Annotated in this window: 12 protein-coding genes, 4 tRNA genes and 3 other RNA genes; 2 read left to right on the plus strand and 17 right to left on the minus strand. The window is 53.0% G+C overall.

Features of this window, described 5'->3' with window-relative positions; genetic code table 11:
• Nucleotides 1–2 precede the first annotated feature (2 nt).
• Nucleotides 3–1,136, plus strand: a complete 1,134-nt coding sequence (hemX, locus tag QNH99_RS20965) for a uroporphyrinogen-III C-methyltransferase (RefSeq protein ID WP_096012935.1) — start codon at nt 3–5, stop codon at nt 1,134–1,136.
• A 2-nt stretch (nt 1,137–1,138) separates the two neighbouring features.
• Entirely contained in the window at nt 1,139–2,335 is a 1,197-nt protein-coding gene (gene hemY, locus QNH99_RS20970; protein ID WP_410517157.1) for a protoheme IX biogenesis protein HemY, read from the plus strand.
• Nucleotides 2,336–3,041: 706 nt separating this feature from the next.
• Here hemY and QNH99_RS20975 read toward each other — a convergent pair.
• The 17 genes from QNH99_RS20975 to wecA form a co-directional block, all read right to left on the minus strand.
• A non-coding RNA gene (locus tag QNH99_RS20975) (RtT sRNA) lies at nt 3,042–3,171 on the minus strand.
• Nucleotides 3,172–3,204: 33 nt separating this feature from the next.
• Nucleotides 3,205–3,333: non-coding RNA, RtT sRNA (locus tag QNH99_RS20980), on the minus strand.
• 33 nt (nt 3,334–3,366) lie between these two features.
• A non-coding RNA gene (locus QNH99_RS20985) (RtT sRNA) lies at nt 3,367–3,497 on the minus strand.
• A 32-nt stretch (nt 3,498–3,529) separates the two neighbouring features.
• Nucleotides 3,530–3,606, minus strand: a tRNA-Pro gene (locus QNH99_RS20990).
• A 20-nt stretch (nt 3,607–3,626) separates the two neighbouring features.
• Nucleotides 3,627–3,713: transfer RNA gene (locus QNH99_RS20995), tRNA-Leu, on the minus strand.
• A 16-nt stretch (nt 3,714–3,729) separates the two neighbouring features.
• A tRNA-His gene (locus QNH99_RS21000) sits at nt 3,730–3,805 on the minus strand.
• A gap of 95 nt (nt 3,806–3,900) precedes the next feature.
• Nucleotides 3,901–3,977: transfer RNA gene (locus tag QNH99_RS21005), tRNA-Arg, on the minus strand.
• Nucleotides 3,978–4,135: 158 nt separating this feature from the next.
• Nucleotides 4,136–4,876, minus strand: coding sequence for a lipopolysaccharide N-acetylmannosaminouronosyltransferase (wecG, locus tag QNH99_RS21010; protein WP_241568142.1), 741 nt, complete (start codon nt 4,874–4,876; stop codon nt 4,136–4,138).
• A gap of 36 nt (nt 4,877–4,912) precedes the next feature.
• Entirely contained in the window at nt 4,913–6,256 is a 1,344-nt protein-coding gene (gene wzyE / locus QNH99_RS21015) for an ECA oligosaccharide polymerase (protein ID WP_063877892.1), read from the minus strand.
• A complete protein-coding gene (locus QNH99_RS21020; RefSeq protein WP_410517158.1) occupies nt 6,253–7,320 on the minus strand; it encodes a TDP-N-acetylfucosamine:lipid II N-acetylfucosaminyltransferase in 1,068 nt (355 codons plus the stop codon). The genes wzyE and QNH99_RS21020 overlap by 4 nt, the downstream gene beginning before the upstream one ends.
• Nucleotides 7,317–8,567, minus strand: coding sequence for a lipid III flippase WzxE (gene wzxE, locus QNH99_RS21025; protein ID WP_410515863.1), 1,251 nt, complete (start codon nt 8,565–8,567; stop codon nt 7,317–7,319). The genes QNH99_RS21020 and wzxE overlap by 4 nt, the downstream gene beginning before the upstream one ends.
• Complete coding sequence (gene rffA / locus QNH99_RS21030) at nt 8,567–9,697, minus strand: dTDP-4-amino-4,6-dideoxygalactose transaminase (protein ID WP_283350587.1); 1,131 nt, start codon at nt 9,695–9,697, stop codon at nt 8,567–8,569. The genes wzxE and rffA overlap by 1 nt, the downstream gene beginning before the upstream one ends.
• Nucleotides 9,684–10,391: a dTDP-4-amino-4,6-dideoxy-D-galactose acyltransferase gene (gene rffC / locus QNH99_RS21035; protein ID WP_410515864.1), complete on the minus strand. Its 708-nt coding sequence runs from the start codon at nt 10,389–10,391 to the stop codon at nt 9,684–9,686. The genes rffA and rffC overlap by 14 nt, the downstream gene beginning before the upstream one ends.
• 36 nt (nt 10,392–10,427) lie before the next feature.
• Nucleotides 10,428–11,687, minus strand: a complete 1,260-nt coding sequence (gene wecC / locus QNH99_RS21040) for a UDP-N-acetyl-D-mannosamine dehydrogenase (RefSeq protein WP_256852999.1) — start codon at nt 11,685–11,687, stop codon at nt 10,428–10,430.
• On the minus strand, nt 11,684–12,814 hold the full coding sequence (wecB, locus tag QNH99_RS21045; RefSeq protein WP_096012928.1) for a non-hydrolyzing UDP-N-acetylglucosamine 2-epimerase: 1,131 nt from the start codon (nt 12,812–12,814) through the stop codon (nt 11,684–11,686). The genes wecC and wecB overlap by 4 nt, the downstream gene beginning before the upstream one ends.
• Before the next feature lie 10 nt (nt 12,815–12,824).
• Nucleotides 12,825–13,874 (minus strand): ECA polysaccharide chain length modulation protein, encoded by a 1,050-nt coding sequence (gene wzzE / locus QNH99_RS21050; protein ID WP_063877885.1) that lies wholly within the window; start codon nt 13,872–13,874, stop codon nt 12,825–12,827.
• A gap of 27 nt (nt 13,875–13,901) precedes the next feature.
• Nucleotides 13,902–14,987 (minus strand): UDP-N-acetylglucosamine--undecaprenyl-phosphate N-acetylglucosaminephosphotransferase, encoded by a 1,086-nt coding sequence (gene wecA, locus QNH99_RS21055; protein WP_063881071.1) that lies wholly within the window; start codon nt 14,985–14,987, stop codon nt 13,902–13,904.
• Nucleotides 14,988–15,051 lie beyond the last annotated feature (64 nt).

Consider the following 15,051-nt stretch of genomic DNA (forward strand, 5'->3'; position numbering starts at 1 on the left):
ATATGACGGAACAAAAAGACACCTCCGCCGTGGTTGAAGAAACCACTCCAGCGGTTGATCGCCCCTCTTCTACCCAGGAAAAATCACCGCGTAAGCGTCATAACGGCGGCATGGTGCTGGGTGCAGTCGCGATCGTCATCGCACTGGCGATTGGCGCAGGGTTATACCTGAACGATAAACACCAGGCCGAACGGCAGGCGCAAACCAACCAGGATCTGAGCGACCAGCTGGCAAAGCTGCAGCAACAGGCGAACAGCGACAAACAGCAACTCACTCAGCAGTTGAATGCCGCAGAGAAAACGCTGGAGACCGCCCAGTCGCAGCAGGCTGCTTCGGCGAAAGAGCTGGAAACGTTGCGTGAAAAGATGGCGTCCATTTCAGGTAACGACGTACGCAGTTGGTTAGTGGCCCAGGCGGATTACCTGGTGAAGCTGGCCGGTCGTAAATTGTGGAGCGACCAGGATGTGACTACCGCTGCGGCGCTGCTGAAAAGTGCCGATGCCAGCCTGGCAGACATGAACGATCCCAGCGTCATGAACGTTCGTCGTGCATTGACCCAGGATATCAGTACGCTTTCCTCCCTCTCTCAGGTGGATTATGACGGCATCATTCTGAAACTTAACCAGTTATCAAACGGTGTGGATAACCTGCGTCTGGCGGATAACGATAGCGATGAAGCGCCCATGGACAGCGACAGCGGTGAACTATCCAGTTCCATCCGTGAATGGCGTCAGAACCTGGTGAAAAGCTGGCATAATTTTATGGATGACTTTATTACCATCCGCCGCCGCGATAATACGGCGCAGCCGCTGTTGGCACCGAATCAGGATGTTTACCTGCGCGAGAACATCCGCTCTCGCCTGCTGATCGCGGCTCAGGCCGTGCCGCGCCATCAGGAAGAGATTTACAAGCAATCGCTCGAAACCGTCTCTGCATGGGTACGTGCATGGTATGACACCAATGATGCCTCGACGAAAGCGTTTCTGGCTCAGTTGGATGAATTAAGCCAGCAGAACATTAATATGGACCTGCCGGACAGCCTGGAAAGCCAGCCGTTGCTTGATAAGCTGATGCAAACCCGCGTTCGTAACCTGATGGCACAACCCTCTGCCGCCGCTAACCAGCAGGGAGGCTAATCATGCTTAAGGTATTTATCCTCTTTGTCCTGCTGATTGCCGGCATTGTACTGGGGCCGATGATCGCGGGCCATCAGGGCTACGTGCTGATTCAGACCGACAACTGGAACGTCGAAACCAGCGTAACGGGCCTGGCCATTATCCTGATTATCAGCCTGTTAGTGATTCTGGCGGTTGAATGGATACTGCGCCGTCTTTTCCGTACCGGGGCGCGTACCCGCGGCTGGTTCACCGGTCGTAAGCGCCGTCGTGCCCAGCGCCATACGCAAAATGCCCTGCTTAAGCTGGCAGAAGGCGATTTCAGGCAGGTTGAAAAACTCCTGTCTAAAGACGCCGAGCATGCTGATGTCCCCGTGGCTAACTATCTGTTAGCGGCGGAAGCCGCACAGCAGCGTGGCGATGAGATGCGGGCCAACCAACATCTTGAACGCGCGGCTGAACTGGCAGGCAATGACGTGATTCCGGTTGAGATTACCCGAACCCGCATTCAGTTGGCTCGTCATGAAGATCATGCCGCGCGCCATAGTATCGACCGCCTGCTTGAGGTGGCGCCACGTCACCCGGAAGTGCTTCGTCTGGCTGAGCAGGCTTATGTTCGCACCAACGCCTGGAGCGCACTGCTGGACATTATTCCCGCCATGGAAAAATCACAGGTTGGAACCGAAGAGCAGCGCACCCTGCTACAGCAGCAAGCCTGGCTGGGCCTGATGAACCAGGCGATGGCCGATCAGGGCAGCGAAGGGTTGAAACGCTGGTGGGGCAATCTGAGCCGTAAAACACGTCATGAGACAGCATTGCAGGTGGCGATGATTGACCATTTGATTGAGTGTGACGATCACGACACCGCGCAGGAGATTTTGCTGGATGGGCTGAAGCGTCATTACGACGACCGCCTTGTACTGCTGATGCCTCGTATCAAGAGCGGCAATCCAGAAGCACTGGAAAAAGCCTTACGCCAGCAAATCAAACAACATGGTGCCACGCCTTTACTGCACAGCACCCTGGGGCAGTTGCTGATGCGTCACGGCGAGTGGGAGCAGGCAGCAGAATCACTTCAGCAGGCGCTGGCTCAGCGCCCTGACGCATTTGACTACGCCTGGCTGGCGGATGTTTACGATCGCCTGCGTCGCCCGGAAGACGCGGCAAAGATGCGCCGTGAAGGCCTGTTGCTGACGTTGAAAAACAATCCCGATGCCTGATTGATAGCACCTTAGCGCATCACATAAAAAAACCGGGTTAGCCCGGTTTTTTTACATCCGTTATTTCAGGCAAAAAAAAACACCTGCCATAAGCAGGTGTAAGATCAGGTCGGTTTGACAACCGAAAGGTACCCGACTCAACGTGGTGTCTGATAACCCTGTAAGACTTTCGCGATACAGGCAGGCAGACAACAGGTACCCAAAATTGGCTCTGCGTCATTCCCAGGTTTATGTAGCCTAAGCAGACATAAGAGGTGGAATGAGCATCTACACTCTGATTATTGCATAATTCATGCCAGTTGCAGATTTTATTTTATCTTGTCTTAAAAATCATAATCTTAAAAATCAAAAAATGATCAGGCTGATTGAGATTTGTGATATCCGTCGGGTTATAACGACAAAACCCGGCAGGGATGTCGCAAATAAGCGACATACAAAGTAAAGACCTGTCAATTACTTATAAAACAACCCGTTAAGCGTCTCGGTTTTGCGACAGTTTGTGTTATGGCATGATCCGGGGGTTGATTCATTGAGAGGCCTGTCGCTGAGCGGGCTGGGCGGGCTGATTAATAAGATATCAATCGCCCCTGGGCCGTTGCACTCGCAACGTTGTCTCGCTTCGCCCGGCGCAAACGGCCTTCGGAGGTGCCCATCCTCATTTTATTCAGACGAAAAAAAACCTGTCTTTTCAGACAGGTTTCTAAAATGGTCGGCGAGAGAGGATTACGCGCCCCTGCGGGACGCGCCCTTCGGGCCGTTGCCTTCGCAACGTTGTCTCGCAGACGCTCGGCACAAACCTCCTTCGGAGGTTCTCATCCTCATTTTACACAGACGAAAAAAAACCTGTCTTTTCAGACAGGTTTCTAAAATGGTCGGCGAGAGAGGATTACGCGCCCCTGCGGGACGCGCCCTTCGGGCCGTTGCCTTCGCAACGTTGTCTCGCTTCGCCCGGCGCAAACCTCCTTCGGAGGTTCTCATCCTCATTTTACACAGACGAAAAAAAACCTGTCTTTTCAGACAGGTTTCTAAAATGGTCGGCGAGAGAGGATTACGCGCCCCTGCGGGACGCGCCCTTCGGGCCGTTGCCTTCGCAACGTTGTCTCGCTGACGCTCGGCACAAACCTCCTTCGGAGGTTCTCATCCTCATTTTATTCAGGCGAAAAAAAACCTGTCTTTTCAGACAGGTTTCTAAAATGGTCGGCGAGAGAGGATTCGAACCTCCGACCCACTGGTCCCAAACCAGTTGCGCTACCAAGCTGCGCTACTCGCCGATTTTTTATTTTGTTTTGCCTGGTGCGAAGAGAGGGACTTGAACCCTCACGTCCGTTAAGACACTAACACCTGAAGCTAGCGCGTCTACCAATTCCGCCACCTTCGCGTATCCCAGCAAAATCTGGGGTGGCTAATGGGACTCGAACCCACGACAACTGGAATCACAATCCAGGGCTCTACCAACTGAGCTATAGCCACCACTGTACTGAATGTTGCAAGTCAAACCCACAGCATTTAAAACTTTGTTACTAACGCGGTACTCAAACCACCGAAGCTCTTACGCACAAACTAAATGGCGCGCCCGACAGGATTCGAACCTGAGACCTCTGCCTCCGGAGGGCAGCGCTCTATCCAGCTGAGCTACGGGCGCGTAGCGCCGTTGCGGATGTGCATACTAGAGATAAGCGCCCATCCTGTCTAGTGCTTTTTAAAGAAAATAGCGCGTTTGATTACGCTTTGTGCATTTCGTCGACAATTAACGCATTTACACCAGCACAAGTGCTAAAAACCTGGCATTAATCAGCGATCTCAGAGATCACCACGCCAGTGATAACGCAAATATTTCACCAGCTTTAACTGTCTATGTATGCGGCTGGGTTGCTTAATCAAGCGATAGAGCCACTCCAGTCCAAGCTTCTGCCAGATTAAGGGCGCACGCTTTACATGCCCCGTAAACACGTCGTAAGTGCCGCCTACGCCCATATATAACGCATCGGGCCAGTGATGCCGACACTCGGCCATTAAACGCTCCTGCCGTGGCGAACCCAGCGCCACCGTCACCAGCCTGGCTCCACTCGCCGCAACGCGGGCAAACAGGGCGTCCCGTTCGTCAGGCGAAAAATAGCCATCCTGAGCACCGACAATATTCACATTCCACTGACGACGTAATTTATCGCAGGTTTCATCCAGTACCGCCTGCCGGCCCCCAATCAGGAACACCGGCGTTCCATTGCGGCCCGCGCGCTCCATCAAGGCTTCCCACAGGTCTGCGCCAGCAATGCGCTGCACTGAGGCGTGAGGATATTTCTTGCGAACAGAGCGCACGATGCTGATGCCGTCGGGGTATTTGAATTCAGCCTGCTCAATTTGAGCGCGCAGCGCCTCATCCTGCTCGGCATTCAGTACCTTTTCCGCATTGATAGCCACCAGCGTTCCTGTCCGAATACCTGACAGCGGCATCAGGAAATCCACAAAAGCAGTCATGCTGTTAAAAGCGTAAAGCGTAATACCGCGAATCACATAGCGTGGCGTATCGGAAACCGTGCTCATCTCTTTTTAATTCTTCCCTTAAAGACCAGAGGTTAATCAGGATGGGCTATGAAGCGCCCGTTCACTACGGCTGCGAATCAGGCCGACATGATCCAGTAACCAGAAAAGCAATTTCGCCATTCCCAAACAGGCGGCAAAAATAATACAGAAAAACACCACACGCGATCCAAACGCATCCAGCCCTTCTCGCGCCAGCACAATCATGTTGAACACCGCACCAAAACAAAAACTCTGCAGAATCGCACCGGTGTAACGATTCGATTCCTCGCGGCCACGCTGATATAAGGTATCAAAGGCCTTGATGATTAACCCGACAGCCACGGCACCTGGCACAATCGCCCAGACGCCGCCCATAACCAGTAACGAACCGATTAAGGTGGGTGAAATGGCCAAACCGGAATGGTTATTCAACACATCCCAGGTAAAGTAGTTGGCGCTGTTCAGGACCGCCATGGGACGATCGGGCCACAGCCATGATGGGATAAATACGTAGAAATCACGCCACATAGGCGCTAAGCCCTGAAAATCTATTTTATGGTAATTCTCCAGCAGCAGAGCCAGATTTTCCCATGGCGAAAACGTATCGCGCGTCAGGTAGAGGAAGGTGTAAAAAGCCTCATCACCCATGACATCCAGGTTGTAGCGACGCAACGCCAGCCAGAACATCCCGGCAATCGCCATGACGCCCGCCGCGGCCAACATCCACAATGTTATCCAGCCACGCGTAATGCCAATAAACAGAAACAGCGCAAAGGCGATAATGATATTGGCGCGCGTGCCACCGACCAGGGCATACGTCAGCAAGCCAAAGCTTACCGTGACAATAAGAAACAACAGCCAGTTACGTCGTGTGGGATGTAAGAAATAGGGAATCAACATCGCCGGGATGAAGAAATAGAAGAATCGCTTCAGCGCCACGCCAGACACTTCGCTGGAAAAAATCTGGTTATAGGCCGTGAGGCGGAACAACAAAAATCCGTTATGGGCAAAGAACACCGTAACCGTAGAAATCGCGACCAGCGCCAGTAAGCCACAGGTCAGATGCGTCTCTACCCGGTTCATCCGCAGCCAGGGCCTGGCGGGCGGTGCCGCTATCGGCCTGAGGCGCACTTTGTAACTCACAAAGTAGATAGCATAAAACGCCGTGGCGGAAAGCAGCGCCTGCAGTAAAAAATCAGCCGAAACCACCTGCGTATCAAACCGAAACACCAGAACAGAGGTTAGCGGGAAACCGAAGTAAAAGGTCAGCAGAAACAATAAAGTAAAAAACAGGTGAAAGTTAAATCGCGCCTGCTTTAGCTCGCGTAAATTCAGGGTCACAATGGTCACCAGTGACAGTACATAGACTATCAACAGACCACTAAACGCCATAAGACTCATGAGGGCTCTCCTTCGCAAAGGCGCAACGCCGTTCGCCAGCCTGCCAGATAGCCTGGGGCCAGAAAAGCAATGCTCTGTTTATCACATCCTGATAATTGTCGACGCGCCTCTGCAACAAGATCCGGCGTCAGCACGTCATCACTGAACAAGACAGGAAGTTGCTGTGCGGTAACATCCCGCCAGAACGGATTTTTACGCGTCAGGACAAAAGGCACATTAGCCTGAATCAACAAACACAACGTTCCCACGCCCTGTTGCCGTTCGAACATAAAATAGCCTACATGACAACGCCCCAACAGCGCCAGATAGTCATCAAAAGCAAGGTTGTCACGTAATAACCTTACCTGCCCCTGAGGATAAAGCCTGTCAGCCGCGCGCTGAATCTGCCCGATATACTCATCGTTACCGGGGGGATAACCCAGCGGCACCTCAATGCGAACATCTTCACCAAACTGGGCCTTAATCGCTTTCAGCCCCTCGATATGGCGGTTACTGGCATCACCAGAATTGCCCAGCAGCACGGTAAAAGTCTTGTCAGGATGGGGCGTGACCGCTGCAGCGGGTAACTTGGTGGGGAAATAAAGCAAAGAATGCGGTACAGACTTGTGGCGTTGCTGGTAATGGTGCAGGTCGCCCTGGGTGGCAAACAGGTGCGCAACGCGCCCCTGCGCGATACGACGCAGAAAATAGAACAGACGAAACCGCAGGCTACGCGAATCTTCATACAGGTCCGCGCCCCAGACATGCCAGTAAAGCTGAGAACGGCGTAACCTGCCACTCAGCAATGCCAGCCACAGCCAGGGATTAAACTGTCCATGGCAAAAGAAACGCTGCTCGCGGTTTTTCGCTCGCAGTAACACTGCGTCAGACAGGGCTTTCTTACTGCTAAACGTTTCAATGTGCAGTGCGTCAAAACCTTTCAGGCTTTCAGGCTGCTGCGTCACCACCATAAAGTGACGCGGCGCTGCAGCAGGCAGTTCGGTGCTCATCACGTCATTAAAAAAACGTAATACCGTGAGATTGTGATGGGGAATGTTGGATCCCAGGACATGAAGTAAAGTCATTTTTTTCGACAATAAACAATAAATGCGCCACAGCAGAGCGCGAAATAAGTAACGTAAGTGAACATATAGGCTTGCGCTGCGCCACTTGCCCCGTGTAACGGAATAAGCCAGCGTGAGAACAGCGTCAGCAAAATAAACTGGCTGATTTCGGTCAGCACGTAAAAGCGTAACGAGGCTTTCGCGATGACCAAATAGCCGAAAACGTAGGCACCCACTTTGAACACATCGCCGCACAGTTGCCAGACAAACAGATCGCGCATGTCGTGAAACGCCGCCGAAAACAGCAGGCTGATAGCAATATCGCGCATAATCCAGACGCTCAGGCTGGCTACCGCGACGGCCGGTAACACAAAGCGTAACGCCCGCCCGATCTCGCGTGCAATAGCCTGTTTGTTGTCTAGCCTGGCAAGCGTTGGTAAGAGCCAGACGCTAAACGTTGCGGTGATAAACTGCAGATAAGCGTCGGAGATACTGGTTACGCCCTGCCACAAACCAACCTGAGCCCAGCCATTACTGGCCGCCAGTTGATTTCGCATCATCACCCAGGCCACCGGCAGTGTGACCGCGGTGATCAACGCCATGAGGGTATATTTTGCCAGATGACGCGCCATTTCCGGCTGCCATGTTGGCCGCAGCCAACGTAACGGAAGCGGTACACGGCGTTTCATTATCACCAGCGCAGGAAAAACCAGTAGTGCCGGCACCAGCGCCAGACCGGTTAATGCGCCCGCATAGCCTCCCAGCCACCAACACAGCACGTAACCCAGCACGCCCGTCAGGCTGCCTGAAATCAGGGCCAACGCATTACCGCGTGCATCACGGTAGCCTTTTATCAAGGCCAGCAGCAGGTTTGCCCACGCGATACCGAACTGGAGAAAGGCAACAATACGTATCACGTTTTGATAGCGATCGTGACCAAACAGCGCGGTGCTGACAGGTGCAGCAGCCAGCAAAAACACCAGCGCCAACAGCGTGGAGAAGCCCGTCACCATTGTTGAGGCGGTTCCGACGAGTGCCCGTAGCTGCTGAGGTTGCTGTTGATATTGCGCAACATACGTGGTGACGCCGTTAAAGATACCAGCACCGGCCAGAACGCCCAGTACGGTGATTAACTGGCGAAAGTTACCCGCCTGGCCCACGCCTTCCGGGCCAAAACTGACGGCCAGTAACTTGACCACCAACAAGCCAGCCACAATTTTTACCAGCGTTGATGAGGCGGTCCATACCGATGCTTTGGCTAATGACATCAGGAAAAAAAGCTCAGCAACGAACCGATCACGGTACTCTGATTGTTATCCGACAGGTTATAAAACAGCGGCAAACGTAATAAACGCTCACTCTCGGCGGTGGTAAAACGGTCGTCACCGGCAAAACGGGAAAAACGCAGGCCCGCAGGTGAGCTGTGTAAGGGGATATAATGAAATACGGCCAGGATTTCGGCTTCTTTAAGCCAGTTGATCAACGCCTGACGATGTTGCTGATCGCGCAGTTTGATATAGAACATATGCGCGTTATGCTGGCATTCGGCCGGAATCGACGGCAGCGTGAGCTCGCCTTTTTCCGCCAGCGGCTTTAAGGCATCGTAGTAACGCTGCCACAGGCGTAAACGCTGCTGGTTAATACGTTCAGAGGACTCCAGCTGCGCCCAGAGATAAGCCGCCTGTAGGTCAGCCATCAGATAGCTGGAACCCATATCGCGCCAGGTATATTTATCCACCTGCCCCCGGAAGAACTGACTGCGATTGGTGCCTTTTTCGCGAATAATTTCCGCACGCTCCACCAGGCTGGCATCATTAATCAGCGTCGCGCCACCTTCGCCGCCGGCGGTGTAATTCTTGGTTTCGTGAAAGCTAAAACAGCCGATATGGCCAATCGTGCCCAATGCCCGCCCTTTGTAACGCGACATCACCCCCTGGGCAGCATCCTCAACAACAAACAGCTTATACTGCGCCGCCAGTGCCATAATGACGTCCATTTCGCAGGCAACGCCCGCATAGTGGACCGGCACGATAGCACGGGTCTTATCCGTAATGGCCGCTTCGATCAGGGTTTCATCCATGTTCATGGTATCGGGACGCACATCCACAAACACAATTTTCGCGCCACGCAATACAAAGGCGTTGGCGGTCGAAACAAAGGTGTAACTCGGCATGATGACTTCATCACCGGGCTGGATGTCGATCAACAGTGCCGCCATTTCCAGCGATGCGGTACAGGAAGGCGTGAGTAATACTTTCGCACTACCGAAGCGCTGCTCCATCCACTGCTGACAACGGCGAGTATAACCGCCATCGCCACACAGCTTGCCGCTGCTCATTGCAGACTGCATATAGTCGATTTCGCTTCCCACGACCGGGGGCGCATTAAAGGGAATCATGACCTCTCCTGTAAAACCAGTACGCTGTGCTTTCCAGCCGCGCGCCACTGCGTAAATAAAGACGCATCGCCGTAAGATTACTGATTTGCGTCGCAACCCGCAGGCGCTCTAGCTGGCGTGCCCGGCCCCAGTCAGCCGCAGCCAGCATCAGGCGCTGACCGATACTTTGCCCCTGCGCCTCAGGCACCACGGCCAGCAGGCCAATGCGCGCATCGCCTTCTACTTCACGCAACGAGACAAAGCCCTGCAGCGCGCCGCTCTCGTCGCTGGCCACCAGGCACTGGTGATCGAAGGTGCCACGTACCGCATTTTCGATCCATTGAGCATAGAAACGCGCGCTGTCTTCTGGCGCAAACCACGGCGTGCGAAAACGACTTTGACGAAAGGCCACAGAGGCCGCTTCACGTAGTGCGGCAATTTGTGTTTCCCGTGCAATGCGAATACCTGTCTGCCGTTCGGTGCGCTTGATCGTCAACGACACATCCACTTCACCTTCCACCAGATGAAACTGATGCTGATTTAAGGCATCGATGATCTCGGTTTGTTCGGCAGGCACTTTAATTTGAAACAACGCACAGGGATGCTGAAGTGCGCGTTCAAGCGGCAGATCGCCCCCTGTTTCCAGCCTTACGGCGTCGATGCCGAAGAACTGGCTCTCCCATACAAGTGGATTAACCTTCACGTGGACAGACATAAGTTAACCGGACCCTTTGTTGACCAGAGGCTTCTTTTAGCGCCAGACACCTTTCGTATCAACAACCCATTGCTGAGTAATATGCGCAGCTTCAACACGGCGGAACGCATGATGATCAACCAGCATCACCAGGATATCAGCCTCTTGCAGCGCCTGCGCCGTTGAAACCAAGGTAGCCTGCGTCGCTAAACTCTCGGGGATCTGCTGAATATGCGGCTCAGTGACCCACGTACGGCCCTGATGCCAGTCGGCAATCAGATGCACCACTTCCATGGCCGGGCTTTCACGCAGGTCATCAATATTCGGTTTAAACGCCAGCCCGAAGCAGGCAATAGTCAGATCGCTGGCACGTTTTCCGGTCTGCATCAGGCAATCTGCCAGCGCCTTTTTTACCTGATCCAGTACCCAGTGCGGCTTGGCATCATTCACTTCGCGGGCGGTACGGATCAGGCGCGCTAAGTCAGGGTTTTGCGCCACAATAAACCAGGGATCAACGGCGATGCAGTGCCCGCCGACGCCGGGGCCTGGCTGCAGGATATTGACGCGTGGATGGCGGTTCGCCAGGGCAATAAGCTCCCAGACGTTAATCTGCTGCGCAGCGCAAATCAGTGACAGCTCATTGGCAAAGGCGATGTTCACATCGCGGAAGCTGTTTTCTGTCAGCTTGCACATTTCAGCGGTACGGGCATTTGTCTCGACGCATTCGCCCTGTAAAAAAATACGATACAACGCACTTGCGCGGGCAGAACAGGCCGGCGTCATGCCGCCAATCACGCGATCGTTACTGATCAACTCCACCATGATCTGGCCGGGCAAAACGCGCTCGGGACAGTAGGCAATGAAAATATCCGGATCATCGCCGTGCTGTGGAAAACGCAAATCAGGACGTGCTGCCGCCAGCCAGTCGGCCATCTGCTCTGTACTACCCACTGGCGAGGTCGATTCCAGAATAACCAGATCGCCTTTTTTCAGTACCGGCGCAACAGATGCGGCGGCAGCGCGAACGAAACGTAAGTCGGGTTGACGTTCCGCCATAAACGGCGTGGGCACGGCGATCAGAAAGGCATCTGCCGCTTCTGGTTGCGTCGTTGCGCGTAAATCACCACGCGCGACCGCAGCCTGAACCACCAGATCTAAGTCGGGTTCGACAATATGAATAGCACCCCGGTTGATGGTATCAACGGCGTGAGCATTAATATCGACGCCCACGACTTTCTTTCCCTTTGAGGCAAAAACGGCTGCAGTTGGCAGCCCAATGTAACCCAGTCCAATAACGGAAATGGTTTCAAAACTCATAAGTTGGCTCTGTTATCTTTTAAAGCTTGTAAAATTCGCCCGCAGGCATTGCCATCCCCATAGGGATTATGGGCGCGGCTCATGGTCTGCCAGGCCTCGTCATCATTAAGTAATGCACTGACTTCAGAAACAATTTTTGCCGTATCCGTGCCCACCAGCTTTACCGTTCCCGCGTCGACAGCTTCTGGACGCTCGGTGGTTTCGCGCATCACCAAAACGGGTTTACCCAGCGAGGGGGCCTCTTCCTGAATACCGCCAGAATCGGTGAGGATCAGCCAGGCGCGGTTCATTAACCAGACAAACGGCAAATACTCCTGCGGTTCAATCAGCACGATATTGTCAATACCGCGCAGAATGCGGTTAACAGGTTCATGCACATTGGGATTGAGATGCACCGGATAAACGATTTGTGCATGAGGATGCTGGCGCGCAATCTGGGCCAGCGCGCTGCAGATGCGTTCAAAACCCTCACCAAAACTTTCACGGCGATGACCTGTGACCAGAACCAGCTTTTTGCTTTCATCAAGAAACGGATAACGTGCCGTCAGTTGCGCATTAATCTCGTTATCGTCCAGTACTCGATCACGCACCCACAGCAGGGCATCAATAACCGTATTGCCGGTTACCACAATGCTGTCGTCGGCCAGGTTTTCATCAAGCAGGTTCTGTCGGGAACGCAGTGTGGGCGTAAAATGCAAACGGGCCAGATGACCTGTCAGCTTACGATTACCTTCTTCCGGCCATGGCGATGCCAGATCGCCCGTGCGTAAACCGGCTTCAACGTGACCCACGGGAATTTGCTGATAGAACGCCGCCAGACTGGCCGCGAGCGTGGTGGTGGTATCACCATGGACCAGCACAATGTCGGGCTTGAAGTCGAGTAGAACGGTGTGCATCCCTTGCAAAATACGGCAGGTTATTTCCGTTAACCCCTGCTCGGGTCGCATAACATTGAGATCGTAGTCAGGCTGCAGCTGAAATAAGCTCAGTACCTGATCGAGCATTTCACGGTGCTGAGCGGTAACACACAGCCGGGATTCAAAAGCAGGGTCCTGCGCCAGCGCTTGCACGAGTGGCGCCATCTTAATGGCTTCAGGTCGGGTGCCAAAAACTGTCAGAACTTTCACACTGTTTCTCTCAATCTTGTGTATCTGACATCGGGCGCTGACGACGCGCCAGCGCCACGCCCGCACCAACCAGTGCACCTACCGCGCCCCACATCACCATCATAAATACCCGGCGGGGGCTGTCGCGTGAAACCGGCTCTTCCGGCGTACGCAAATAACGGTAAGTCTGGAATTTGTTGTTTAGTGTGGGTCCGGCATCCAGTGTCGTCAGCATCGCTTTATTTTGATCGTAACTTATGTCAAAGCTCGGCCCCGTGGCGCGCAGGGTTTCTAACTGTCCCTGCAATAACGGTTGGCCGATTAAAAACAGATCGCTGTCAGCAAGATTCTCACTCACTTCGCGCGTCTGCTTTTCGTTAATGCCCTGTTCGCTGGCAATTTTCAGCGCCTGTTCCAGGCGATGTTGCCGACGTTGAAACACGGCATTAGCGACATCTTCCTGACGTTTAACCTGCGCTTTAAGTTGACCCTCACGCGCTTGCCACGCGCCTTTTAACTCAGCATTAAGATGGCGCGCGGCGCGCTCACTGGCATAGGCAATATACTGGCGCAGTAGATTGTTGGCATCACTGGCAGTTTCTGCTTTTAACTTGACGCTGTCGAAGGTATTACGTGCGGTATCCGCGGGCGTAAACTGGATGTTATCAATCATATCGTCCAGCAAGGCAGCATCGTTATGGGCGTTGCCGCTTTTACGGCTTTTATAATAATCGGTTTGCTGCCAGAACTCCCGGCGGGTATCCCAGGATGAGAGCTGCATCAGGAACTCCCGATACACGTCGTCCATGACGGTAGGTAACGGGCTATTTAACGTCAGCGCGTTACTGCGCATATCCAGATTATTGAGAAACTGTTGCTGGGAATAGTAGGAACCCAGCATATTCACCGTTGGCCGCCCCGTTATCGCGGTGGTGCTCCAGACCTGTTTCATCAGTAACGTCGCTATCCAGGCTATCAATGCAAACAGCACCGCACAGCCGACTATCCAGCGTTTTCCACGCCATAAGCGACAGCCCAGGCCGCGAATATCCAGTTCGTTCTCCACAACGTTAGCGCGCATCAGAGCGTCATCCTTTGTTAAGTCTTATCAGGGTTCATTTTTCTTAGTATTACTAAAATTATTTAGGCGGCGTTTAAATCGCCTGACCTTTCTCGCGACACGCCACGCATGTTTCAAACAATAGCCGTACCCCATGAAGGCTATCAGGAACAGTATCAACATCACCCATTCAGGAATAAAGGCAAGGTATTCACCTAAAACACCGATTCCTGCAAGCAAAGCAGCAGCAGCGGTAATCAATACGAAAGCCTGACGAGGAGTAAAACCCGCGCGCATTATCAAATGATGAATATGCTGGCGATCAGCGGAGAAAGGACTCATTCCTTTACGCAATCGGCGGTACATAATCGCGACCATGTCCATCAGAGGAATGGCAATCAGCCATAATGCTGTGACCGGTGTGATGGGATGGCTCAACCCCTGGGTGGTTTCCAGCAAAATCCAGATGATCGTAAAACCAATCATCGTGCTGCCGGCATCGCCCATAAACACTTTGAAACGCCGCCCCAGGAAACCAAGGTTCAGTAAAATATAGGGCATCGTGGCAGCTATCATAGCAAAGCACCACATTGCGAGGCTGTGCTGCCCATCCAGATAAAGGATGATCCCCATTGCTGCAAACGTCACCGTTGAAAGGCCGCCCAGGAGCCCGTCAATACCGTCGACCATATTGAAAGCGTTAATAGCTGCCCAGACTGCAAAAAGTGTCAAGACATAACCAAAGGGACCAACTGTTAACTCGACCGGACCGATAATAAATCCCAGACTCAGCAAATAGAGCTTGGCGCAAAACATCATCACCAAAGCCACAATACCTTGCACTGTCGCCCGAATTTTCACACTGATATCGAATCGGTCGTCAAGCGCACCAACGAATACCAGTACCCCCGCACAAGCCAGGTAAAGCTTAGCGTGCGGCAAGTAATAATCTGTAATGAAGAAGGCGAAACAGATTCCTGCATAAACAGAGATTCCGCCAACGAGTGGAATGACGCCATGGTGACGCTTTCGAAGATTTGGCTTGTCTACCAATCCAATTTTTTCGGCCACTTTGCGAGCAAGGAAAAGAAACACCAAGGAAAAGATAAAAACTAAACCAAGCTCAGTACTCATAGTGAGTAAATTCACGTTAAACGCTCTCAGCTATCATCCTGGAACTCACAATACGCTAAAGATC

The sequence above is a fragment of the Pantoea allii genome (assembly GCF_046529425.1).
Lineage (GTDB): Bacteria > Pseudomonadota > Gammaproteobacteria > Enterobacterales > Enterobacteriaceae > Pantoea > Pantoea allii.

Coding starts and splice junctions, on each gene's coding strand:
- hemX (WP_096012935.1), top strand. CDS start 3: ATGACGGAACAAAAAGACACCTCCGCCGTGGTTGAAGAAACCACTCCA.
- hemY (WP_410517157.1), top strand. CDS start 1,139: ATGCTTAAGGTATTTATCCTCTTTGTCCTGCTGATTGCCGGCATTGTA.
- wecG (WP_241568142.1), bottom strand. CDS start 4,876: ATGAGCACGGTTTCCGATACGCCACGCTATGTGATTCGCGGTATTACG.
- wzyE (WP_063877892.1), bottom strand. CDS start 6,256: ATGAGTCTTATGGCGTTTAGTGGTCTGTTGATAGTCTATGTACTGTCA.
- QNH99_RS21020 (WP_410517158.1), bottom strand. CDS start 7,320: ATGACTTTACTTCATGTCCTGGGATCCAACATTCCCCATCACAATCTC.
- wzxE (WP_410515863.1), bottom strand. CDS start 8,567: ATGTCATTAGCCAAAGCATCGGTATGGACCGCCTCATCAACGCTGGTA.
- rffA (WP_283350587.1), bottom strand. CDS start 9,697: ATGATTCCCTTTAATGCGCCCCCGGTCGTGGGAAGCGAAATCGACTAT.
- rffC (WP_410515864.1), bottom strand. CDS start 10,391: ATGTCTGTCCACGTGAAGGTTAATCCACTTGTATGGGAGAGCCAGTTC.
- wecC (WP_256852999.1), bottom strand. CDS start 11,687: ATGAGTTTTGAAACCATTTCCGTTATTGGACTGGGTTACATTGGGCTG.
- wzzE (WP_063877885.1), bottom strand. CDS start 13,874: ATGCGCGCTAACGTTGTGGAGAACGAACTGGATATTCGCGGCCTGGGC.
- wecA (WP_063881071.1), bottom strand. CDS start 14,987: ATGAGTACTGAGCTTGGTTTAGTTTTTATCTTTTCCTTGGTGTTTCTT.